Below are 22,542 nucleotides of genomic sequence, written 5' to 3' on the forward strand. Positions count from 1 at the left end.
AATATTTGCGCATGGATAACATCACCCACTCCCTGGCCGGCCTCGCCGCCGGCACACTGATCCACCGCAGCCTGCCTGACGAAGCCGATCCGGCACAGCAGCAGGCGCGCCACCGCCTGCTGCTGGTGTCGGGCTGGGCCGCCTGCAATTTCCCCGATCTCGACCTGGTGCTGACCAGGCTGCTGCCGGCGCCGCTAGGCTACCTGCTGCACCACCGCGGCCACACCCACACACTGCTGTACGCGCTGCCGCAGGCACTGCTGCTGGCCGCGCTGCTGTGGCTGCTATGGTTCTCGGCGCGCCGGGTACTGGCGGCCAGCCGCCACGCCTGCCTCGGCCTGGGGCTGGCGATAGTCGCCGGCCTGCTGCTGCACATGCTGATGGATTACATGAACTCCTACGGCATCCACCCGTTCTATCCCTTCGATGCGCGCTGGCTGTACGGCGACATGGTGTTCATCGTCGAGCCCGTTTTCTGGGTGGTCCTGGGCGTGCCGCTGGCGATGATGGCCAACAGCAAACTGGTACGCTGGGTATTGCTTGCGCTGATCGCCGCTACGCCCATCGTGTTCACTTCCTCCAAGCACCTGCACTGGGTTTCCGCGGCGGCGCTGCTGGCACTGGGCGCACTGTTCGCCGTGGCGCAAGACCGCGCGCGCCCGCACAGCCGGACGGTGCTGCTTGCCGCTTTCGGCGCCTGCCTGACTTTCGCCGGCATCCAGGCGGCGGCTTCGTCCTACGGGAGGGGCCTCATCGCCACGGAGTGGCGCGCGCGCGACCCGGGTGCGCAGACGGTCGACGTGGCGATGTCGGCCTTCCCATCCAATCCGCTGTGCTGGAGTGTCGTGTCGGTCGAACGGCAAGACGCCGCCGGCCTGTTCCGCCTGCGCCGCGGCGTGCTCAGCCTGGCTCCGTCGGTGATGCCGGCCAGCGCATGTCCGGCCGGCTTTGCCGAACTGGATAAGCAGCAGACGCTGACGCCGGCGCTGGCACTGGTGTGGCAGCAGGAAACCCCGCTGGCCGATCTGCGCGGCCGCCAGGCTTCAAGCTGCCACTTCGACGCCTGGCTGCGCTTCGCCCGCACACCGGCGATGAATGCGGCCGACGCCACCGACGTGCGCTACGGTGTCGATCCCGCACGCAATTTCTCCACCATCCGCTACGCCGATTTCGCGGGCGCACCCTGCCCGTCCGGCGTACCCGCATGGGGCCACCCGCGCGAGGATTTGCTCCAGCCAAAATTGTAGAAGCGCAAGGGCTTGCGACAAGGAAGGCTGCGCCGTCCGGCCCGGCCCAGCCTTGTCATTGTGCCCACTCAACCTCCGCCGCGGCATGGCCTTCTAGAATGAGGTACCAAGGGCGCTACCGGCTGGAGAGAACATGCTGTCGAACGACGTCGCACGAGTCCGATTCCTGTCCAGGACCAACCTGGACACCGGCTACCATCATTCGGTCGCGATCTCGGTGCTGCGCGGCCTCGCCGCGGTTCAAGTGGCCGCCGCCCACGTGCGCGCCCAGTTCTACCCCGGCCTGTCGACCATGGCCGATCCCGGCATCGGCTACCAGGTGCTGGCCTTCTTCACCGGCTTCGCCCACCAGGCGGTCGTGATCTTCTTCCTGCTGTCCGGCTGGCTGGTGGGCGGCAGCCTGATGAACAAGCTGGGCGAGCCGCGCGCGGTGGCCTCCTACGCCATCGACCGCGTCACCCGGCTGTGGATCGTGCTGGTGCCGGCCTTTATTGCGTCGCTGCTGATCGGCATGATGATCGGCGAGGTTAATCCGGCGCTGGCCGACGTCGCCAGCACCAGCGAGTATTCGCTGCTGGCTTTCGTCGCCGGTAAACATGTTCGGCCTTCAGACCTGCCGTGCCCCGCTACGGCCGGCAACTTCGCCTGTGGAGCCTGACCTACGAAACCTGCTACTACGTGTTTCCCGTGCGCCGTGCTGATTCGCCGCCCACGCCTGCCAGAAGCCGGCGCGGCGACCCTGCGTGCCTGATCGCCTGCCAAGCTGAAATACCGCCATCCTGCCTTGTACTTTACGTGTGGCTGAGGCCCGGCTGTTCCGCGCATCATATCCAGGCCGAGCGGCGCCGCCAAATGGCCTCGCCGCCGCCTTCGCACTGGTGGCCGTGTACTTCCGCCTCAACGGCAGCAACAACATCCTGCTGGAAGGTTCCTTCGTCCAGGACCTGCTGTACAGCATGGTATTCATGGCCGTGCTGTGCAGCCTGCAGTCGCCGGTCAACCCTGGGAGCCATGCGGTGCGCGCACTCGACTGCATCGGCCGTTTCTTTTCCGAGTTCTCGTTCACCCTGTACGTGATCCACGTGCCGCTGATCTTCGCGCTGCGCCACATCCACGCCCGCCTGCTCGGCACCGACGAACTCGATCCCGCCAGCCTGTCGGACTTCGGTTCCTACCTGTCGATGGTGGTGCTGATCGTGCTGCTGGCCTGGCTGTTCCACCTGCCCTTCGAAGCCCAGACCTACCGCGTGCGCAAGCGCCTCAAGGCGCTGCTCCTGCGCCCGCGGCCCCTTCCTCAGAACATCGCGTAGATGTAGGGCGACAGCTCGGCCTTCGCCTCGCCTTCCATCACCAGCGGCCGCGCCTGCGCCGCCGCTGCGCCGAAGCGGGCAGCCTGGGCCGCGAACTCATGCCGGCCCAGCGCATGCCAGCAAGTGGCAAGGCGGCGCGCCAGTTCGTCAGTGTCGCGGCAGGCGGCGCTGGTGAAATCGTCGTGTGACATCGCGCTGCGGCGGCGCTTGTTGTAGTAGCTCAGCCAGCTGACGTCGGGCGCCAGCGGAAACGCGGCCTTGCCTTCGGCGCGCATCCGTTCCGACAGCGGCATCAGCACCTGGTCGAACAAGCCGCCCATCACTTGCGCCAGTTGTGCTTCCTTAGTCGAGTTCATAAGTCATCCTCCAGTTGTCGTTTTCTTCCTGTACAGGCTGTTCATGGCGCCACAGCAGCACGTCTTCCAGCACCAGCAAGTCCATGTCGGTACGCATGAAGCAGCGGTAGGCGTCGGCCGGGCTGCATACGATCGGCTCGCCGCGCACATTGAACGAGGTGTTGACCAGCATCGGGCAGCCGGTCAGGCGTTCGAAGGCGCGGATCAGCGCGTGAAATTCCGGGCTGGTCGCTGCATCCACCGTCTGCACCCGCGCCGAATAATCGACATGGGTGATGGCCGGCACATCGCTGCGCGGCTGGTTAATCACGCTCATCATGTCGTCGTCGCCTCCATGGAAGCGCGCCATGTCCATCGGCAGCCGCCTGTCCTTGCGCACCGGCGCCACCAGCAGCATGTAGGGGCTGGCGCCGTCGAGCTCGAAATACTCGGCGCAGCGTTCCTTCAGCACGCTGGGTGCGAACGGCCGGAACGATTCGCGGAACTTGATCTTCAGGTTCATGGTCGCCTGGGTTGCCGGATTGCGCGGGTCCCCCAGGATCGAGCGCGCGCCCAGCGAGCGCGGCCCGAACTCCATGCGGCCCGACATCCAGCCAACGATCTTGCCCTCGGCCAGCGCCGCGGCGATGGTTTCCAACCGCAGGTCACGGTCGCGCACCTGGCGGTGCGGCAGCTTCTGGCGCTCCACGAAGGCCAGCACCTCGGCGCTGGAGTAGCGCGGGCCCAGCAGGCTGCCCTGCTGGGCGTCGCGTCCGCGCAGCGGCGCCTTGCGCGGCTGGTCGTAGTACATGTGGTGGGCCAGCAGCGCCGCGCCGAGCGCGCCGCCGGCGTCGCCCGCGGCCGGCTGTATCCACACTTCGTCGAAGATGCCTTCGGCGACAAGCTTGCCGTTGGCCACGCAGTTCAGCGCCACGCCGCCGGCCATCACCAGCTTGTCCTCGCCGGTGATCTCGCGCAGGTGGCGCGCGGTCTTGATGACGATTTCCTCGGTCAGCTTCTGGACGCTGGCGGCCAGGTCCATCTCGCGCCGGGTGATCGGGGTTTCCGCCTTGCGTGCCGGCCCGCCGAACAACTGGGCGAAGCGCTCGCCCGTCATCGCCATCGAATCGAGGTAGGCAAAGTACGAGGTGTCGAGGCGGTAGGAACCGTCGTCGCGCACATCGACCAGGTGCTCCCTGATGGCGCCGTAGTAGCGCGGCTCGCCGTAGGGCGCCAGCCCCATCAGCTTGTACTCGCCGGAGTTGACCTTGAAGCCGCAGAAGTGGGTGAAGGCGCTGTACAGCAGGCCCAGCGAATGCGGGTAATTGATCTCCGAGAACAGCCGCACGGTGCCGCCGTCGCCACTGCCCAGGCTGGTGGTGGCCCATTCGCCGACGCCGTCGATGGTCAGGATCGCGGCACGCTCGAACGGCGAGGGATAGAAGGCGCTGGCGGCGTGGGCCATGTGGTGCTCGGAGAACAGCACCCTGCCCTCGCGGCCCAGCGAACCGATCGCGCGGCGCACGTGCTCGTCCAGCCACATCTTGTCGCCCAGCACCTGGCCGGCGGCCTGGATGAACTGCTCGCGCCCCGCCTCGCCGGCCGCCAGCGCATTCTCCACCACGCGGTCGAAGGTCGCCACGGGGTTGTCGTAGAAGATGATGGCGTCCAGTTCGGCGGCGTCGACGAAGCCTTCCTCCAGGCAGTAGTTGATGGCGTTGAGCGGGAAGCGCGGGTCGTGCTTCTTGCGCGAGAAACGTTCCTCTTGCGCAGCGGCGACGATCTGGCCGTCGCGCACCAGGGCCGCGGCGGAGTCATGGTAAAACGCGGAAATGCCGAGTATCAGCCTGGACATGTCTTTCCCTTTCTTTCGGTGGACTGGACCAGCAGGCGCTGCAACACCGGCGCCAGCGAATCGGCCAGCGCGCGGTGGCCGGCGGGGGTGTAATGGATGTCGGTTTCCCAGCGGAAGGCGCGCCGCTCGGCGGCCGGGTAGGCCATGAATGCAGGCAGCGGATCGTGCAGGGTGCATTTCACCTCGGCGGCCAGCTCGGCGAAGCGGGCCTGGTAGGGTCCGGCGTCGCAGGCGCCGTCGAGGTGCTGGGGCAGCGGCAGCGGCATCAGCACCACTGGCCTCGGCGCCGCGCGTATCCATTCGGCCAGGATGGCGCGCATCAGCAGCCAGCCGGGATGCGAAGGGGCGTCGTAGGCGGGCAGCGGCTGGTAGCGGGTCAGGCGCTGCACCGCGTCCTTGGCGCCGACCGCGTTGACCACCTTGCGCAGGAAGCCGAAGCGCCCGCCCGTGTCGACCGCGCCCTGCTCGGCCGGCGACAGTTCGTCCAGCTCGAAGGGCGTGGAACGGGGCGGCACGTTGCGCAGCGCCAGCTTGCCCTGGTCGAGGGCGAAGTAAGGCTTGGCGTAGATCCGCTCGCGGCCGTCGGCGTCGCGGTGGGGACGGTAGTGCGCCATCACGCGGCGGATGTTTTCGACGAATACGGCGATGACCAGCACGTCGTGCTCGATGCCCTGGGCGTACTCGCGCCAGGCCAGGTATTGCTGGTCGGTGCCGGTCGACGACAGGCCGAAGTTGTAGCTCTCGACCCTGGCCACGGGCCCCAGCTTCGCTTCGAGGCGGGCCTCGAGCAGGTCGGTGTAGCGCTGGTGGTTGCTGACGGCGTCGCCGGCGGTGAACGAATCGCCGAAGAACAGCACGCGCCGCACGCCGGGCGCGGCGTGCCTTACGAAGGGACGGTTGGAACGGAAGCCGTCTTCGTTGGCGTGGACAAGGTAGCCGCCGCCCTCGTGGGGGATGCGCGCCTTGAGGTTGGGGATGAAACGGTAACCGACAACAGGATGGTATTCATATAGCTGTCTCATTGGAACTCCGCAGGAATGTCCGGACCGGGGGCCGGTTCCCGACCAATTCTGGTCAAAGAATCATTCCTGCGTTTGTTGACGGTCAAGCGTCAGCCTGCCCGCGGCGCTTTCCCGCGCTGCGCTTGATGCCGCGGGAGCGATACGCTTACGCGCGGAAATTCCGCGCCCGCGCAGCCTAGTTTTCCAGCGGCTCGATCGATTGCGGCTGCGGAACTTCGACCGGGTCGAACTGCCGCTGCGGATCCGGCGGCGGCGGCTCCTGGATCACCTCAATCGCCTCGTCGATGCCTTCGACCTCGACCGGCTCGTCCAGCACCGGCTCGGCCGGGGCGATGCCGCCCTCGTACAGCTCGCCCGGCTGCTCCTCGACCTCGACCGGCTGCTCGTCTTCCTGCACCGGCGCCGGTTTCGGCGCGCCCGGGAATACGGCGCGCGGATCGACCTTGCCCGATTCGAGCGCGGCCTTGAAGAAGTCGCCCACCACCAGGATGGCGTTGTGGCCGCCCTGGCCCCAATAGTTGCTGCGCATAGCGACGCGGTTGTCGTTGAAGCCGACCCAGGCGCCCGCCACCAGGTTCGGGTGCATCAGGATGAACCAGCCGTCGGCGTTCTTCTGGGTGGTGCCGGTCTTGCCGGCCACGTCGGCGGTGATGCCGAAGCGGTAGCGCACGCCGGTGCCGGTGCCGCGGTTGATCACGCCGCGCATCATGTCGATCAGCGTCACCGCCGATTCGTTCGACATGGCGCGCCGCGGCGCCTCGCCGCCGAACTCGGCGATGACCTTGCCGTCGCGGTCGGTGATGCGCTTGACGAACACCGGCGGCCGGTACTCGCCCTGGGCCGCGATGGTCGAATAGGCGCTGACCATTTCCAGCAGGGTCACCGGGCTGGTGCCCAGCGCCAGCGACGGCACCGAGTCGAGCGCGCTGTCCTTGATGCCGAGGTCGCGCGCCAGCTGGATGATGCCGGGCAGGCCAACGTCCTGCATCACCTGGGCGGTGATGGTGTTCTTCGAGTACACCAGGCCCTCGCGCAAGGTCATCCGGTTGCCGGACGAGCCGCTCATGTCGGTCGGGCGCCAGACCTTGCCGTCGCCGGCCTTGATGTCGAGCACCGCATCGACATAGGGCCGCTCGGGTGACATGCCTTTTTCCAGCGCGGCGCCGTAGACGATGGGCTTGAAGGTCGAACCAGGCTGGCGCGCGGCCTGGGCCACGTGGTCGTACTGGTCGCGCCGGAAATCGCGGCTGCCGACCCAGGCCTTGACCTCGCCGGTCTGCGGATCGATGGCAACGAAGCCGGTCTCCAGGCGGGTCTTGGCGGCGCGCAGTTCCGCCATGAACTTGCGGTCGGACTTCAGGCGCTTGAGAGCGTCCCTGGCCGCTTCGCCGTCCTCGACCGCCTGCTTGAATTCGGGCGTCTCGCGGATGAAGGCGTCGAGCAGGCCGCGCTTGGATTTCCAGAAGTATTCGAAGGGGTTGATCGCGTGGTGCATGCCGGCGTAGGCGCTGGTCGACGAGGTGTAGGACAGCCCCGGCTGGCTCCACTCGACATCGGCGATCGCCTGCAGCGCGTCGCCCTGGCGCGCGACCGCTCGCAGGGCGGCCTGCTGCAGGCCGGAGTCGAGCGTGGTTTGGACCACCAGGCCGTCCAGTTGCAGGTTGTAGTCGTTCTCGTCGGCCCACTGGATCATCCACTTGCGCACGAAGCTGGAGAAGTGGCTGTCGGTGCCGCCCCGTTCCGGCTGGCGCTCGAAGTGCAGGCGCAGCGGGCGCTTCTTCAGCGCCTTGAAGCGCGCCTCGTTGATCACGCCGTGCTTGAGCATCTGGCCCAGCACCACGTTGCGGCGCTGCACCGATCGCTCCGCGTTGGTGACCGGATTGTAGTACTTGGTGCCCTTGAGCATGCCGACCAGGGTCGCGCTTTCGAGGATGTCGAGCCTGGCCGCCGGCTTGTCGAAGTAGGTGCGCGCAGCCATCTCGATGCCGAAGGTGTTGTACAGGAAGGGCACCGTGTTCAGGTAGGCTTCCAGGATCTCGTCCTTGGTGTAGGTGGCCTCGATCTTGATCGCGGTGATCATTTCCTTCAGCTTGCGGTTCAGGTTGCGCGAGCGCCCTATCTCTTCCGGGAACATATTGCGCGCGAGCTGCTGGGTGATGGTCGAGCCGCCCTGGGAGTCGCCTTTGAGCGTGTACAGCACCGCGCCCACGCTGCGGCGGAAATCGATGCCGTGATGGTCGTAGAAGCGGTGGTCTTCGGTGGCCACCAGCGCCTTCACCACGTGCGGCGAAACCTGGTCCAGCCTGACCCGCTCCTGCAAGCCCTGCTCGAAGGTGGCGAGCTGCTTGCCGTCGCTGGAGACCAGCACGCTGGCCTGGGCCGAGCGCGCCTGGCGCAAATCGCTGATGCCCGGGGTCAGCGGGATCAGGATCAGGACGTATAGCAGCAGCAAGGCCAGCAGCGCCGCCATGCCCCACAGGACGATCAGTACCGCGCGCTGGGCCGGCGGGTAGCGCAGCAGGTACGCCTTGAAGCGGGAATGGCCTTGCCTCGCCCTGGCCTGGGCCGCGCCGGCCGCGCGCAGTGCGTGCCGGCGCAAACGCTGCGCCAGCTTGTCGTTATCGTCCACCATGTATACCTTGCCAACTGTTCAATCATTGCGAATGGCCGAGTATAGCCGACGCGGGACGAAACGACGGAACGGTTGTGTGCCGGAAGTAATATCTTCGAGCCGGCAGTTCAGGGCGTCAATGCGTCGATGTCGCGACCGCCGAAGTCTTCCAGCACCTTCGACGCCGCGTCGATCGAGGCGCGGTCGGCCGCGCTCACTTCCACCATCACGGTGCCGCGCTGGGCCGGCTTTTCAAAATTGCGCGCGTAGGTCTTGTCTTCATCGGGCATCGCGTTGCCGACGGCAAAGTTGCCCTCGACGGGGCCGGCTTCGTCGTCGCGCACGCTGACGCGCACCGCGTCCTTGTCGTAGCCCGCCTGCAGCAGCGCGTCGCGCGCCCCTTCGGCGTCTGCATACTCGTCGAAAATCCGGATCAGCTTGTTCGGCATGTTGGCTCCCTATCAGTGCGTTGGCCAGGCAAGGCGCGCCGCGCCCGGATCGATGTATAGCATAAAGGCGGGCTCCGGCCCCGTACGCCTGCGGTGCATTTCCGCGGCAAACTGCGGCCGGAAGCACTATGATGAAGGCGGACATCGTGTCCTATCGCAATGAAACACCGTACCTTCCTGAGGCCGCTGGCGCTGGCGGCCGCCCTTGCCCTGGCCGCAGTGCCGGCCGGTGGGGGAGCGCAGGTGCAAATCCAGCCACTGCCGGCGCAGGCGCAGATACCGGTACTGGCGGAGCGGGCGCAAATACAGCTGCTGGCGGCGCAGGCGCCGCGCGAGGTACCCGGCCATGTTCGCCAGTACGACGAACGAGAATGGATGCGGCGTTTCTACGCGCCGCGCGCTTGGGCGCCGGCATGGAACGCGGCGCAGGCGCGCGAGGCGGTCGCGCTGATCGGCGCGGCCGGCGCGCACGGCCTGTCGCCCAACTACTACGGCCACGCGGTGCTGCAGCGGCGGGTGGCGCAGGCCGGCCAGCCGGACGCCGCGCTCGACGTCGCGCTCACCCGCGCTTTCCTGCACTACCTGGCCGACCTGCGCATCGGCCGGGTGCGTCCCGACTACCACACGGCCGCGCCCGACACCCGCCTGAAGCAGTTCGACCCGGTGCGCATCCTGTCCGCTGCGCTGGCCGGCAACGGCCAGCTGGCGGCGGCGGTCGTGTCGGCCGAACCGGCGATCGTGTTCTATCCGCGCGTCAAGGACATGCTGGCCCACTACCGCGGCCTGGCCCAAACGCCGCACGCCGATCTGCCGGCGGTCAAGACGCTCCGGCCGGGCAGCCCCTATCCGGGCGCCGCCGCGCTGCGCGGACGCCTGGTCCTGCTGGGCGACCTCCCGGCCGATGAGCGCCCGGCGCAGGAGCCGGTCTACTCGGCCGAGCTGGCCGAAGGCGTGCGCCAGTTCCAGGCGCGCCACGGGCTGGCCGAGGACGGCGTGATCGGCCGCGAAACATCGGCCGCCTTGAATGTACCGCTCGAGAGGCGGGTGCGCCAGCTGGAACTGGCGCTGGAACGGCTGCGCTGGATCCCCGAGCTGCGTCCCGGCCCCGTCATCGCGGTCAACCTGCCCGCCTTCCGCCTGTGGGCCTTCCAGCATGGCGCCGGCGCCAGCGGGGAAGAAGCGCTGGAAATGCGCGTGATTGTCGGCGAGGCGCTCAAGACGCCGACCCCGCTATTTATCGGCAGCATGCGCCACCTGGAATTCAATCCCTACTGGAACGTCCCGCGCAGCATAGCCGTGGAGGAGCTGATCCCGAAGATGCTCCAGGACCCAGGCTACCTGGCCAACAACGACATGGAAATGGTGTCCACCGCGGGCGGCGGCGCCACCAGCGCGGTCAACGGCGGTACGCTGGGCGCGCTGCGCGCAGGCAAGCTGCGCATCCGCCAGCGGCCGGGGCCGAAAAACGCGCTGGGGGCGGTCAAGTTCGCCATGCCGAACCCGATGAACATCTACCTGCACTCGACCGCCGCGCAGGAACTGTTCGACCGCAACCGGCGCGACCTCAGCCATGGCTGCATCCGGGTCGAGAAGCCGCTGGAGCTGGCGCGCTTCGTGCTGGCCGACCAGCCTGAGTGGACCGACGGCAGCGTCGAGCTGGCGATGCTGCCAGGCCCGACCCGCAAGGTCGACCTGGGCGGCCCGCTGCCGGTGATCCTGTTCTATGCCACGGCCATGGTCGACCGCGAGGGCCGCGCGCTGTTCCCGCGCGACGTCTACCTGCGCGACGCGAAGCTGGAACAGGCGCTGCGCGTCGATGCGGAGTAGCGATTCAGGCCGCCCTGTCATCCCCGGCGGCCACCCGGGCCGTGCCGGCTCCCGGTTTCAGCAACAGCAGCTGCCCCTCCAGCACGCGGAATTCCAGCGGCATGTCCATCAAGGTCACTTCGCCGTCGGTGGCCACCTTGACCTTGCGTTTGCCGTAGAACTTGCGCGGCCGGACCGTCATCTGGCGGAAGCTGAAAGTGAGCAGGTTGCCGGCGTCGCCCAGCCGCCCGACCAGGGCGCGCGCCAGCAGGCCGAACATGCCGAGCTTGCCGACCGACTTGATCGCGATCGCCGCCAGTTCCCCATCCTTGATCGCTTCCACCATCGGCGCCATGCCCAGCTGTTCCATCTGCAGCCGATTGTTTCCGACAAACAGCGTCGAGGTACGCAGCGAGCGCTCCATGCCGTCGAGCACCATCTTGATGCGCATCCGGCGGTGCGGGCTGAAAAACGTCTTCAGCGCCGACAGCAACGCCACCAGCCGGCTGCGGCCGAACTGGTGCTTGTCGGCTTCGCGTTCTTCCAGCAGGGTCGGGTACAGGCCGATGCTGGCGTTGACAAGGAAGATGCGCTGGTTGACGATGCCGATCTGCACCGGCTGCACGCGCGCCGTGAGCAAGGCGCGCACGGCGTCGCCCAGGTCCTCGGGAATGTTGTGGGTGCGGCCGAAATAATTGAAGGTGCCTTGCGGCAGTACGCCGAACGGGCAGCCGCTGGCCACCGTCTCGCGCGCCACCGTATTGATGGTGCCGTCGCCGCCGGCCGCCACCACGATGCCGCCGGCCGCCCTCGCCTGCGCCACCATCCGTTTGGCGACCTGCTCAAGCTGGCCGGGCGCATCGACCATGGCCAGTTCGAAGCTGCGGCCGGCCTGGGCCAGGATGCCTTCGATGGTGGCGCGGCGCAGCGCCGTCTCGGACGAGCCGGACCCGGCGTTCAGCACGATGTACAGCGGCGCCGCGGGATCGGGATTGGTGTCTTGCATGTTCTCTGTGACCTGTCCGGAATTTCCCCCAGCACCGACTGTACCATCGCCAGGTATCGGAACGGCTGGCTTGAAGCAGCCGTACAATAGCTATCTTACGACGCAAGCCGCCATGACAACCATTTCGACAACCTTATCCGCTAAGCAAGCATCCGATTGCGCCGACGGCAGCGCCTGCGGCGCGGCCCCGGCCGCCGTGCTCAACGACAGCTGCCTGTGCGTGGGCCACGAACAGTCCGCGCTGGCGCAGGCGCTCGACGCCGCCACCGGCGACGCCGAAGTCTCGGCCCTGGTGGCCGAGCGCTGCCCCCACCTGTTCGCCTTTCATCCGGTATTCGTCTCCAGCGCCGACGCCGCCCGCATGGAACATCTGATCGCGGCGATCGAGTCGGTGATCGCGCTGCCGGCCTGGCAGGATGAAGTGCTGGCGTCGGCGCCGGCCATCGCGCGCCACGATCCGGGCGCGCGCGGGGTGTTCTTCGGCTACGACTTCCACCTGGGCGAAGACGGCGTCGCGCTCATCGAGATCAACACCAACGCCGGCGGCGCGCTGCTGAACGCGGCGCTGGCGCGGGTGCAGCAGCCCTGCGGCGCGGTGGCAGGCGGCACGCCGGGTGCGCAGCAGGCCGAGCGCTTCGAGCACGAGGTGGTGGCGATGTTCCGCGAGGAATGGCGCCTGGGCGGCAACGACGGGCCGCTGCGCAGCGTCGCCATCGTCGACAGCGATCCCGAGAACCAGTTCCTGTATCCTGAGTTCCTGCTGTTCCGCAAGCTGCTGCAGCGGCACGGCATCGACGCCGTCATCGCCGATCCGTCCGAACTGCGCGGGCACGAGGGCCGGCTGCTGCATGGCAGCATGCCGGTCGACCTGGTCTACAACCGCCTGACCGATTTCATGCTGGAGGCGCCCGCCAGCGCCGCCCTGCGCGCCGCCTACCTGGCACGTGCGGCGGTGGTCACCCCGCATCCGCGCGCGCATGCCCTGTACGCCGACAAGCGCAACCTGGCGATCCTGTCCGACCCGGCGCGCCTGCAGGCGCTGGACGTGCCGGCCATCACCCAGGCCGTGCTGCTGGCCGGCATCCCGCACACCGAACTGGTCCATGAAAGCCACGCCGAGCGCCTGTGGAGCACGCGCCGCAAGCGTTTCTTCAAGCCGGCCGGGGGCTTCGGCGGGCGCGCCGCCTACCGCGGCGACAAGCTGACACGGCGCGTGTGGGGCGAGATCCTCGGTGGCGGCTATGTGGCGCAGGCGCTGGTGCCGCCGGGCGAACGCACCATCGCCCTGCCCCATGGCCGCGAGAAGCTCAAGTTCGACCTGCGCAGCTACTGCTACGGCGGCAAGGTGCAGTGGAATGCGGCTCGTGTCTACCAGGGGCAGACCACCAACATGCGCACGCCGGGAGGCGGTTTCGCGGCGGTCTATCAGGTCTGAAGCGGCCCCAAAGCTCACCGAAAGTAACGCATTTCGCCCGCTGCCGCGGGCGCCTTGCATGGCCGTGCATTATTCTCGATGTTTGCCACATTCAACGTGTGCTGCATTCACTGACAAGCTCTTGTACTAAAGCGGCGTCGACGGCAGGATCGAAACATGTTCGACAACGATTGTCGAACATGGTTCCCCTCATAAAACCAGGTGGTCAGGGATGGACCCGGCCCGGCTGGAACTGGAAATTTCGGAAGAAGTGCTGATGCGCGACGTCGACTCGAGCAAGCACATCCTGACGCGCCTGAAGGCGCTCGGTGTCAGGCTGGCAGTGGACGATTTCGGCACCGGCTACTCGAGCCTGAGCTGCCTGACCCGCTTTCCGCTCGACGCGCTGAAGATCGACCGCTCCTTCATCAGCGCCATCGGCGCGCGCGGCGACGCCGGCGACATCGCTTCGGTGGCGATTGCCATGGGCGGCATCCTGCGGTACAGGATCGTCGCCCAAGGCGTGGAGGCGCAGTGCCAGTGGACTTCCTGAAGGCGCGCAACTGCGGCGAAGGCCAGGGCTACTTTTTCGGCGGCCCCTTGGCTGCGGCGAATTTCTCGCGCCGCCTGGAAAGCAGCGCCAGCCCCGCCTGAACTGTCGACGCCTGGCTTACGGCCTCGCGTGCACCGCCCACAAGATAGGTTTTCGCGTTTCCGGCTGCACGCCCGCCGCTCGTTCAACCGTGTACGGCGCCGCCCGCGGCGCCTGGGCCTGTGCGCGCGCTGACACGGCCGGCGGCGCCAGCGCGACGGCGGGCGGCGATTCCAGCGTCATCGCCGGCTGGTTCAGCGTCAGCTCAACCACCGGCGCATGCGATTGTCCCGGTTCCGGCACCACGATGGCGAACACGAGCGCCAGCCCGACGCTCCAGACTGCAAACGATCTTTCCGACATTATTATTTTCTCCCCTCACTCGTGCGTTCTTCATTGATGAGTCCGCATCAGTTGTTATCAATGAGTATAGAACGAACAGGCGCCAACGCTAGCAGATTACGCTTGAATCTTTGGCCTCAGGCGCAAACGCAACACACTTACTTGGCGCAGCGCCAAGGTCGAATCCAGACGGCAAGCAGAAGCTTCCCAGCGGCCACCGGATCTTGCCGCCGGCAACGCTTTCGCGCTGCTTGTGAGACACTATCGGGCTTATCGATGGAGAGCTGTATGTGGAATGGCGTGTTGTGCGGATTGCTGGCGGGAGCCTTGTGGGGCATGGTGTTCATCGCGCCTGAAATACTGAAGGCATTTTCCCCGTTGGAAATGGCACTCGGCCGTTACGCCGCTTACGGCGCCATCGCGCTGGGCCTGATGGCGCCCCGGCTCGGTTCGCTGTTCGCCCGCCTCGACCGCAGCGACTACGCGGCGCTGGCGCGCCACGCCCTGTCCGGCAACATCGTCTACTACATGCTGCTTGCGGTGGCGGTCAAGCTGGCCGGCGTGACGCCGACCTCGCTGATCATTGGCATGTTGCCGATCGCCGTCACGCTGATGGGCCACAAGGACCACGGCTCGGTGCCGCTGCGCCGGCTGGCGCTGCCGCTGGCGATGGCCGCGGCCGGCATCGCCTGCATCAATATCGACGCCTTGAGCCACGCCCAGGCTGCCGGCGCCAGCCTGTGGCAGACCCTGGCCGGGGTGCTGTGCGCCACCGGCGCGCTGGCCTGCTGGAGCTGGTACACCCTCGACAACGCGCGCTACCTGAAGCGCAACCCGCACTTCAGCAGCGCCGAATGGTCGGCCCTGTACGGACTGGCCACCGGCGCCATCGCGCTGGTTCTCGCGGCGCCGGCGTTCGCCATCTGGCACGGCGACGTGACCGGCGCGGCGGGCACCGCCAGCGGCCGCGACTGGACACTGTTCTGGACCGTCAATACCCTGCTCGCGCTGGGCGCCTCGGTGATCGGCAACCATTTGTGGAACGTCGCCAGCCGGCGCGTGGCGGTGACCCTGTCCGGCCAGCTGATCCTGTTCGAGACCCTGTTCGCGCTGCTGTACGGCTTCATCTACAAGCAGCAGTTCCCGCGCCCGCTGGAAATCGCCGCCATCGTGCTGCTGGTGATCGGCGTGGCCTGGTCGGTGCGGGTCCACGCCAGCGAGGAACAGGCGCTGCCGGTGTCGGCCTAGCCCGGCGCCGGCGAAACTGCCTACGCGACCAGCCCGTACTTTAGCGCATAGCGGATCAGCGCGGCGTTCGACGCCAGCCCCATCTTGCGGAAGATGCGGGCGCGGTAGGTATTGACGGAGCTGACGCTGATGCCAAGTTCGGCCGACACCTGCTTGACCTGGCGGCCCGACCCGATCACGCGCAGCACGTCCAGCTCGCGCTTGGTCAGCGCTTCGTGCACCGCCTGTTGCTGCGGGTTGACCGCATCCATCACCAGCAGGCCGGCCAGGTGCTCGCTGATGTAGCTGCCGCCGCCCATCACGCGCCGGATCGCCAGGATCAGTTCCTCCGCCGCCATCGCCTTGGTGACGTAGCCGGCGGCACCGCCGCGCAGCGCCGCCACCGCGTACTGCTCCTCCGGGAACATCGACAGGATCAGCACCCGCAGTGCGGGAAAATTCTTCTTCAGCTCCACCAGCCCGGCCAGCCCTTCGTAGCCGGGCAGCGACAGGTCGAGGATCACGAGGTCGGGCGCGGCGGCCGGCACCAGTTCCACCAGCTGCTCGAAACCGGCGGCCTCGCCGACGATGCGCAGGTCCTTGGACGAGCGGATGATTTTTTTAACGCCTTCGCGGATCAGCGCATGGTCGTCGGCGATTACTATCCTGGTCAATCTGGTCTCCATATTCTTACGATGGGTGCTTCTCATGGCTCGCGGCGGGCACCGGCAGCAGCGCCGACACCAGCGAGCCGCCCGATGCCAGCCGGCGCACTGCGACCCGCCCGTGCACCAGCTCGGCCCGTTCGCACATGCCGACCAGGCCGAGCGTGCCGGCCGCGCGCACGCGCTCGGGGGCGATGCCGACGCCATTATCGCGCACCCGCAGCAGGATGCACCCGCCGCGCCGGTGCAGGCTGATCGCCACCTCGGTGGCGCGCGCGTGGCGCAGCACATTGGTCAGGGCTTCCTTCATGATGCGGAACAGCGCCACCGCCGCCGGACAATCCGGCCCGCCGCGCGGCGCCGGCAGCCGCAGCTCGACCCGCACCCGGGTGCGCCGTTCGAAATCGCGCGCGTGCCACTGCACCGCCGAGTACAGGCCCTGGTTCTCGATCTCGGGCGGCCGCAGCTCGGTGGCGATCGAGCGCGCCGAGTCGATCGCCTGGTCGAGCGTGCGGGTGGCGCTGCGCAGCTCCGCCAGCAGGCGCCGCCGCGGCAGCCCGGTGCTGCTGGCCTGGATGCCCTCCAGCAGCAGCTTGATGTCGATCTTGGCGGCCGACAGGATCTGGCCCAGCTGGTCGTGCACTTCGCGCGCCAGCGCGATGCGTTCGTCGTTGCGCACCCGCTGCAGCCACTCGTACAGCCAGCGCAGCTCGTGGCGCGAAGCGAGGATCTCGTCGGCGGCGCGCTTGCGGCCGGTGATGTCGCGCAGGATCTCGACCACCAGGCGCGGCCTGCCGTCGTCGCCGCCGATGGTGGCGGCGAAGTCCTCGCCCCACAGCATGCTGCCGTCGGCGCGCCGGTAGCGCATCTCAAGCACGGTGTCCTGCACCTCGCCCGCCAGCAGCTTGGCGATGCGGGCCTGGCGCCCGGCGGCGCCCTGCGGATCGGCCAGGCGGTCCATCGCCAGCGTGCGCAGTTTCGGCCCGCTCAGGCCGGACAGGCGCTCGAAGGCGGCGTTGGTGCGCACGATGCGCCCGCTGCGGTCGGAGATCGCGATCGCGGCCGGGGGGGCGCCCGAACACCGCTTCCAGCAGCGCATTGGCGCTGTTCAGTTCATGGGTACGCGCCTCGACCCGGTGTTCGAGCTCCTGGTGGGCCAGCAGCAGGCGCTCCTCGGCCTGCTTCTGGCGGGTGATTTCGTTGGCGAAGACGATCACGCCGATGGCCGACGGATAGCAGCGCACACTGAACCAGCGCCCCGAGCGCGCCTGCAGGAATTGCAGGCCGATGGTGCGGCGCTCGCGGATCGCGCGCCTGATCGCCTCGTCGACCGGCTCCGCTTCCGGCTCGAGCTCGGCCAGCGTGCGCCCGATGATGGCCTCGCGCGGCTGCGCGATGATCGACACGCCGACCGCGTTGATGGCGACGATGCGCAGCTCGTTGTCGACGCCGATGAAGGCGTCGCTGGTGCCCTCGATGACGTTATCGAGCGTGGGAACAGGCCGGCCAGGCCGAGCGTCAGCTCGCCGATGTCGCTTGGGACCAGCTGGACGGCCATGCGGCCGGCCTCGATGCTGGCGAAATCAAGCAGCGAATTGACCAGCCGCTTCATGCGCAGCGCGTTGCGGTGCGCCATGCCGACGATCTCGCGCATGTCCGGCGACGCCTGCGCCGCCGGCGACGCCAGCAGCGATTCGAGCGGCCCCAGGATCAGGGTCAGCGGGGTGCGCAGCTCGTGGCTGGCGTTGGCAAAGAAGGCGTTCTTGGCGCGCGCCAGTTCGGCCAGCGCGTCCAGCCGCTCCTGCTCGAAGCGCGCCGCCTCGGCATTCGCGACAGCGGTGGCGGCATGGCCGGCGACGAAGTCGAGGAAGCAGCGGTGGGCGTTGTCGAAAGGCTGGCGCGGATTGGCGGCCGCTACGAAGATCCCGCATGGCCGGCACGCGCCGGGCGGCCGCAGCGGATAGGCGATGAACTGCCGCGGCGGCTCCGGCCAGGTGGCGCCCGCAACCAGCATGCCGGCCGCATCGAATTCCTGTGGCGTGCCGGTAGCGAACGCGCGCGCGACCGGCACGCAGCACTCGTCCAGGTCGATTTTTCCGGGAAAAGCGCTATCCTCCCCGACCACGCCGGTCACGAAAGAGCGCCTGGCGCGCCCGCTGTCCGCATCGACCAGGTAGAGCGCGGTGCAAGGCAGGTCGTACAGGTTCTGCGCCAGCGCGCCGCGGGCGCTGGCGACGGCGGCGGCAAGTTCGCCCAGCGTGCGCAGGCGGCGCTCGTTGACCACCCGTTCCGAGGTTTCCAGCACGGAAATGAAGATGCCCGTGATACCCTCCGCGCCGCGGATCGGACTGTACGAAAAGGTGAAGTAGCACTCCTCGGGGAAGCCATGGCGGCCAAGCACCATCAGCATGTCGTCGTGGCGCAGGGCCCGCCCGCTGTCGACCACGGAATGCAGCATTGGGCCGATCGTGTCCCAGGCCTCGGCCCATACCTCCGATGCCGCCTTGCCCAGCGCCCAGGGGTGCTTCGCGCCGAAGATGCTGCTGGACGCGTCATTGTAAATATAGATCATCTCGGGCCCGGACAGCACCACCAGCTGGAAGGTGGAGCCGAGCGCGATGCTTGCCGCGGAACGGATGCTCTCGGGCCAGCTGCAAATCGGGCCGAGCGCGGTATTTTCCCAGTCGAGTTCGTTAACCAGGCGCACCATGTCGCCCTCGCCTGTGAAGTAGCAGGAATCCGGGTCGCCGCCATGCTGCGTGATCGGATGTGGCTGCTCGGGCATGGGACGCGTGTAGGGTTGACGGAAAGGCGCGGCGAATCTGCCAGCGCGCCCGTAGCATACCGTGTTCGCCTGCGCCGCTCAAGGGAGCGGGCGGGAAGCGAACGGCGCCCTGGTTCAGGCGTGCAGGGACGGCTTGTGGACCAGCACCGGCACCTTGCTGTGGATGAGAACCTTGAGCGTTTCGCCGCCCGGCACCTCGGCGCCGTCGCCGCGGGCGCCGTGCGAGGCCATGAAGATCAGGTCGCATTGCTCGCTTTGCGCGGTATCGACGATGGCGCGGTAGGGTTCCTGGCCCGACACCAGCTTGCCATTGCACGGCACGCCTTCGGAGGCGGCGAGGTCGGTGACGTAGGCCAGGCAGGCCCGCCCCAGGTTCTGGAACAGCTTGGCGCGGTGCTCGGCGTAGTGGGGGTCGTGGTGCAGCCAGGCTTCGAGTTCGGCCGCGCCGGGTTCGGGCAGCACGTGCAGCGCCGTGATGCGCGCGCCCGCCTCGCGCGCGAACAGGATGGCGCTGTGGACCGTCTTGCGCGACAGTGCCGAGCCGTCGCTGGGCACCAGGATATGCTTGTACATGGCGTCCTCCAGCTGTGCCGGCGCTCAGGGAGTGGCGGTGCGCAGGTCGTCCACCGGTTCGATGCCGAAACGGGTGCCGAGCATGTATTCGATCACGGCGCGGGCCGTCATTTCGGGCGGGCTGAGTTCGCCCGCGCGCTGCAGCTCGACGAAGCGCTCGCGCATCGGGAAGCGTTCGGCCGGCGTGGCGCGGATTTCTTCCTGCATGGCGGTGTCGATCACGCCCGGCGCCAGGCTGCAGATGCGCACGCCGGGTAGCGCGTCCAGCGCCACCGCGCGCGCATGCTGGTCGAGCGCCGCCTTGGAGGCGCAATAGACGCTCCAGCCCGGGTAGGCGCTGCGCCCCGCCCCGCTCGATACGTGCAGGATGCGCTTCTCGGCGCCGGGGCTGGCGGCCACCACCGCCGCCGACAGCATCATCGGCGCGGCCACGTTGAGCGCCACCGCGTTGCCGACGGCGGCCAGGTCCTGGTCGGCCAGGCCGCCGACCGGCTGTACCGTGCCGGCATTGTTGATCAGCAGCACCGAGGTTTCCCCGGCCAGGTAGCGGCGCAGGTCGCCACCGTTGAGCCAGCCCGACAGCGCGTGGGTGTCGGCCAGGTCGAGGGCGATTTGCTGCAGCAGGCCGGGAACGCGGGCCGCCATTTCGTTGGAAAAAGTGCGCGCCAGCCCGAGCACCGGGATGTCGCGCGCAAGCAGGTCGGCGGCGAGGGCCATGCCCAAGCCTTTGGTGTGTCCGGTAACGATAGCTTTCATGGCTGCACCTCGTTGTGACTGCGATGTCTATAGATACATACTAGCACCGCAAACGGACGTGTGTACCCTTGCGTAAGGCTACCGGACAGGCAAGTCCCGGCTACGGCTGCCAGTTCACGTTCACCGTCGCGCTGCCGCTGGCCGGCGTGGCGAAGGTATGGTTGCTGCCGCCCTCCCATACTGTCGGGTTCGCGCTCTTTTTCATGAACTTGAAGCTGACCGTGGACGAGGCTGGGACACTGACATCGGTATACCAGGTCGGGTAGCTGTACATCACCTGGTTGAACAAAGGCCCGATCGGGGTAGCCGCGCTCCAGTTGGTCAGCTCGAACTTGTCGCCCGACAAGTAAATGTTCTCGCCCGGCACCGTGGTGGCGTTGTTGACCACGAAGCGCACCGACACCTGCGGCCCGCTGAGGATCTCGAACGCGTTGTAGACGCCGCTGGCGACGCCGCCTGCGTTCTTGACGCCGACCGCGTAGATGCCCGCCGCCACCGCCGGCACCTGCACCTTGACCTGGGTATCTTCCCACGACAGGATCGCGGCGCCGGTGACGGCTGTGGCGCCGAACATCACGGTGCCCGTGGTGGCGCCGAAGCCGCGCCCGTCGATGGTGACGGTCTTGCCGGGCATCGACATCATCGGACCGACGTGGGCCATGGTCGGTGTGGTAGTGGCCGCGGTGTACTGCCACACTGCGACCGCGCCCGCCGCCAGCGAGAAGTTGTTGACACCGCCGCCCGCATTGACGGTGATGTTGTTGCCGTTCATGCCGATCCCGGCCAGCACGTCGGTGTAGCTGCCGGCCGGCAGGCCCGCGATGAAGCCGGTGATGCTGGTGGCGTTGACCAGGTCGCGGTTGATCGCGACCACCGCCACGTTCGGCCCGAACTTGCGCTCGAAGATCAGGACGTTGTTGTTGAGCCAGCGCTCGGTGGTGCTGCCGTAGGCGATCGCCGGGTTCGACTTGCGCAGCGGCGCCAGTTTCGCCACCAGCTTGTAGGCGGTGGTGGCGGTGCCGAAGGCGGTCATCTTGGCGCGGTTGTCCGGGTCGCCCGTACCTTCCATGTACTGCTCGGTGCCGTAGTAGATCGCCGGCACGCCGCGCGAGGTCAGGGTGAACGCCAGCGCCTGTTCCAGCTTGCGGTTGTTGGCGCCGGCCGCCTTGAAGCGCGGCATGTCGTGGTTGTCGATGAAGGTCACCTGGTCGTTGACCTGGCTGTACTGGGCCGCGGTGTCGCTGATCATCTGGTTCAGACTGGTCATGTCGGCGCTGCCGTCCTTGAACACCTGGCGCACCTTCTGGCCGAACTGGAAGTCCAGCAGGCTCATGCCGCTGCGGTTGGCGAAGTAGTGGTTGGCCGGGTCGACCTCGTTCTCGCCCAGGAACCATTCGCCGAAGGTGAACACCGGCTTGTAGCCGTGCACATAGGCCATGAAGTTCTTTTGCCAGCCGAACGGCATGTGCTTGACCGCGTCCATGCGGATGCCGTCGATGCCGAGGTCGAGCCAGGTCTTGATGGCGGCCTTGAAGTAGGCGTCGACCTCGGTCTTGTTGTGGTTCATGTCGGCCAGGTCGAACAGGTTGCGGTAGATGCCGTCCTCCAGGTTAGCGAAGCTGGTGCCGCCGGTGTGATGGAACCAGTTGCCGCTGTCGCTGCTGTAGGAGCTCTTCAGCACGCCGTTATCGTACAGCTTGCCGTTTTCGCCGAAGCTGGGGTCGGACTGCGAGGCTGGCGAAGTGTGGTTGGGCGCGAAGTCGATGATGACCTTGATGTTCTTCGCATGGGCCGCATTGATCAGGTTGGTCAGGTCGGTGAGCGTGCCGTAGGCCAGGTTGGGCTTCTTGAAGTCGCGCGCCCAGTAGCCGTGGTAGGCGGTGTTGTCGGTGCCGGAGTAGTTGATGATGGCGGTGATGTTTTCGACCGGCTGAGAAATCCAGATCGCGGTGATGCCCATGCCGGTCAGGTAGCCGTCGTCGATCTTGTTCTGGATGCCCTTCCAGTCGCCGCCGCAGAACAGGCGCTTCTGGGTGCAGCCGGCGCTGAACGCGGCGCCGGTGGGGTTGTTGGCCGCGTTGCCGTCGACGAAGCGGTCGGTGACGATCTGGTAGATGACGTCGGTGTTGTAGCCCTGCTTGTTGGTCACGCTGGTGTCGGGCGCGGCGTACGAGGGGATTGCGGCCACTGCGGCGGCCAGTGCTGCGGCCGTGAGCCCGATGGTGCGGAACGATGTGGTCAGTCTTGTCTCCATAACCTTCTTCCTTTTGTAGTGTTGTCGGTTGTCGCCGCCGGTTCCCGCCACGTGGCTCTGGTGGCCGCGTCGTATGGACAGGTCCTGGAGGGCTAGTAAAGAATGCCGTAGTTTAACTACTTCGGCAATTGAATTCGCATATAGTGTTGCGATTGTCACCTATTATTGCCGTAGTTTCCCTACCATTTCAGGACGGACAGACGAAAAAAAACCCGCGTTGCAGCGGGTTCGTGGCATCGGCGAATATCGCTTCACGGTCAGCGCAGCAGCGCCAGCACGGTGCGCGGTTGGTT

The 22,542-nt window shown here is 67.3% G+C and carries 19 protein-coding genes and 2 pseudogenes; 7 read left to right on the forward strand and 14 right to left on the reverse strand.

What is annotated here, in order from left to right; translation table 11 throughout:
* Positions 1–11: 11 nt before the first annotated feature.
* The 3 genes from D3872_RS00990 (at position 12) to D3872_RS01000 (ending at position 2,557) form a co-directional block, all read left to right on the forward strand.
* Positions 12–1,247 (forward strand): metal-dependent hydrolase, encoded by a 1,236-nt coding sequence (locus D3872_RS00990; protein WP_119809046.1) that lies wholly within the window; start codon positions 12–14, stop codon positions 1,245–1,247.
* Positions 1,248–1,380: 133 nt separating this feature from the next.
* On the forward strand, positions 1,381–1,905 hold the full coding sequence (locus D3872_RS00995) for an acyltransferase family protein (RefSeq protein ID WP_119809047.1): 525 nt from the start codon (positions 1,381–1,383) through the stop codon (positions 1,903–1,905).
* Between the two features lie 139 nt (positions 1,906–2,044).
* The gene (locus tag D3872_RS01000; protein WP_119809048.1) at positions 2,045–2,557 is read left to right on the forward strand and encodes a hypothetical protein; all 513 of its coding nucleotides are present in this window, start codon (positions 2,045–2,047) and stop codon (positions 2,555–2,557) included.
* Here the strand turns inward: D3872_RS01000 and D3872_RS01005 are convergent.
* The 5 genes from D3872_RS01005 to D3872_RS01025 all read right to left on the reverse strand — a co-directional run bounded on the left by D3872_RS01005 (position 2,542) and on the right by D3872_RS01025 (position 8,829).
* Positions 2,542–2,913: a hypothetical protein gene (locus D3872_RS01005; RefSeq protein WP_119809049.1), complete on the reverse strand. Its 372-nt coding sequence runs from the start codon at positions 2,911–2,913 to the stop codon at positions 2,542–2,544. The two genes, D3872_RS01000 and D3872_RS01005, sit on opposite strands and share 16 nt — an antisense overlap.
* Positions 2,900–4,747, reverse strand: coding sequence for a carbamoyltransferase family protein (locus tag D3872_RS01010; RefSeq protein WP_119809050.1), 1,848 nt, complete (start codon positions 4,745–4,747; stop codon positions 2,900–2,902). Before D3872_RS01010 ends, D3872_RS01005 begins: the two co-directional genes overlap by 14 nt.
* On the reverse strand, positions 4,735–5,769 hold the full coding sequence (locus D3872_RS01015) for an SGNH/GDSL hydrolase family protein (RefSeq protein ID WP_119809051.1): 1,035 nt from the start codon (positions 5,767–5,769) through the stop codon (positions 4,735–4,737). Before D3872_RS01015 ends, D3872_RS01010 begins: the two co-directional genes overlap by 13 nt.
* Before the next feature lie 175 nt (positions 5,770–5,944).
* Entirely contained in the window at positions 5,945–8,401 is a 2,457-nt protein-coding gene (locus D3872_RS01020; RefSeq protein WP_119809052.1) for a penicillin-binding protein 1A, read from the reverse strand.
* 107 nt (positions 8,402–8,508) lie between these two features.
* On the reverse strand, positions 8,509–8,829 hold the full coding sequence (locus tag D3872_RS01025; RefSeq protein WP_119809053.1) for a hypothetical protein: 321 nt from the start codon (positions 8,827–8,829) through the stop codon (positions 8,509–8,511).
* 159 nt (positions 8,830–8,988) lie between these two features.
* Between D3872_RS01025 and D3872_RS01030 the strand changes: the two genes are divergently transcribed.
* The gene (locus D3872_RS01030) at positions 8,989–10,656 is read left to right on the forward strand and encodes a L,D-transpeptidase family protein (RefSeq protein ID WP_119809054.1); all 1,668 of its coding nucleotides are present in this window, start codon (positions 8,989–8,991) and stop codon (positions 10,654–10,656) included.
* 4 nt (positions 10,657–10,660) lie between these two features.
* On the opposite strand, the gene D3872_RS01035 is transcribed toward D3872_RS01030, so the two are convergent.
* Positions 10,661–11,641 carry a diacylglycerol/lipid kinase family protein gene (locus D3872_RS01035; RefSeq protein ID WP_119809055.1) on the reverse strand — a complete coding sequence of 327 codons (981 nt, stop codon included), beginning with the start codon at positions 11,639–11,641 and terminating at the stop codon, positions 10,661–10,663.
* Positions 11,642–11,753: 112 nt separating this feature from the next.
* Between D3872_RS01035 and D3872_RS01040 the strand changes: the two genes are divergently transcribed.
* Both D3872_RS01040 and D3872_RS01045 read left to right on the forward strand, forming a co-directional pair.
* Positions 11,754–13,076 carry a hypothetical protein gene (locus tag D3872_RS01040; protein WP_220476848.1) on the forward strand — a complete coding sequence of 441 codons (1,323 nt, stop codon included), beginning with the start codon at positions 11,754–11,756 and terminating at the stop codon, positions 13,074–13,076.
* Between the two features lie 211 nt (positions 13,077–13,287).
* The gene (locus D3872_RS01045; protein WP_119809056.1) at positions 13,288–13,608 is read left to right on the forward strand and encodes an EAL domain-containing protein; all 321 of its coding nucleotides are present in this window, start codon (positions 13,288–13,290) and stop codon (positions 13,606–13,608) included.
* A 117-nt stretch (positions 13,609–13,725) separates the two neighbouring features.
* On the opposite strand, the gene D3872_RS01050 is transcribed toward D3872_RS01045, so the two are convergent.
* A complete protein-coding gene (locus D3872_RS01050) occupies positions 13,726–14,010 on the reverse strand; it encodes a hypothetical protein (protein WP_119809057.1) in 285 nt (94 codons plus the stop codon).
* Between the two features lie 267 nt (positions 14,011–14,277).
* Between D3872_RS01050 and D3872_RS01055 the strand changes: the two genes are divergently transcribed.
* Positions 14,278–15,237 (forward strand): DMT family transporter, encoded by a 960-nt coding sequence (locus D3872_RS01055; protein ID WP_119809058.1) that lies wholly within the window; start codon positions 14,278–14,280, stop codon positions 15,235–15,237.
* Positions 15,238–15,257: 20 nt separating this feature from the next.
* On the opposite strand, the gene D3872_RS01060 is transcribed toward D3872_RS01055, so the two are convergent.
* The 7 genes and pseudogenes from D3872_RS01060 to D3872_RS01090 form a co-directional block, all read right to left on the reverse strand.
* On the reverse strand, positions 15,258–15,890 hold the full coding sequence (locus tag D3872_RS01060) for a response regulator (protein ID WP_182915634.1): 633 nt from the start codon (positions 15,888–15,890) through the stop codon (positions 15,258–15,260).
* Between the two features lie 16 nt (positions 15,891–15,906).
* The gene (locus D3872_RS01065) at positions 15,907–16,980 is read right to left on the reverse strand and encodes a PAS domain-containing sensor histidine kinase (RefSeq protein ID WP_119809060.1); all 1,074 of its coding nucleotides are present in this window, start codon (positions 16,978–16,980) and stop codon (positions 15,907–15,909) included.
* A 124-nt stretch (positions 16,981–17,104) separates the two neighbouring features.
* Positions 17,105–17,359: pseudogene (locus tag D3872_RS27330) on the reverse strand (PAS domain-containing protein); the annotation flags it as partial.
* A gap of 95 nt (positions 17,360–17,454) precedes the next feature.
* Positions 17,455–18,666: pseudogene (locus D3872_RS01075) on the reverse strand (sensor histidine kinase); the annotation flags it as partial.
* 114 nt (positions 18,667–18,780) lie between these two features.
* On the reverse strand, positions 18,781–19,239 hold the full coding sequence (locus D3872_RS01080; protein WP_119809063.1) for a universal stress protein: 459 nt from the start codon (positions 19,237–19,239) through the stop codon (positions 18,781–18,783).
* Between the two features lie 24 nt (positions 19,240–19,263).
* Positions 19,264–19,995 carry an SDR family oxidoreductase gene (locus D3872_RS01085; RefSeq protein ID WP_119809064.1) on the reverse strand — a complete coding sequence of 244 codons (732 nt, stop codon included), beginning with the start codon at positions 19,993–19,995 and terminating at the stop codon, positions 19,264–19,266.
* Between the two features lie 100 nt (positions 19,996–20,095).
* Complete coding sequence (locus D3872_RS01090) at positions 20,096–22,249, reverse strand: alpha-amylase family glycosyl hydrolase (protein ID WP_119809065.1); 2,154 nt, start codon at positions 22,247–22,249, stop codon at positions 20,096–20,098.
* Positions 22,250–22,542 lie beyond the last annotated feature (293 nt).

The organism is Massilia cavernae (genome assembly GCF_003590855.1).
GTDB classification, from domain to species: domain Bacteria; phylum Pseudomonadota; class Gammaproteobacteria; order Burkholderiales; family Burkholderiaceae_D; genus Telluria_A; species Telluria_A cavernae.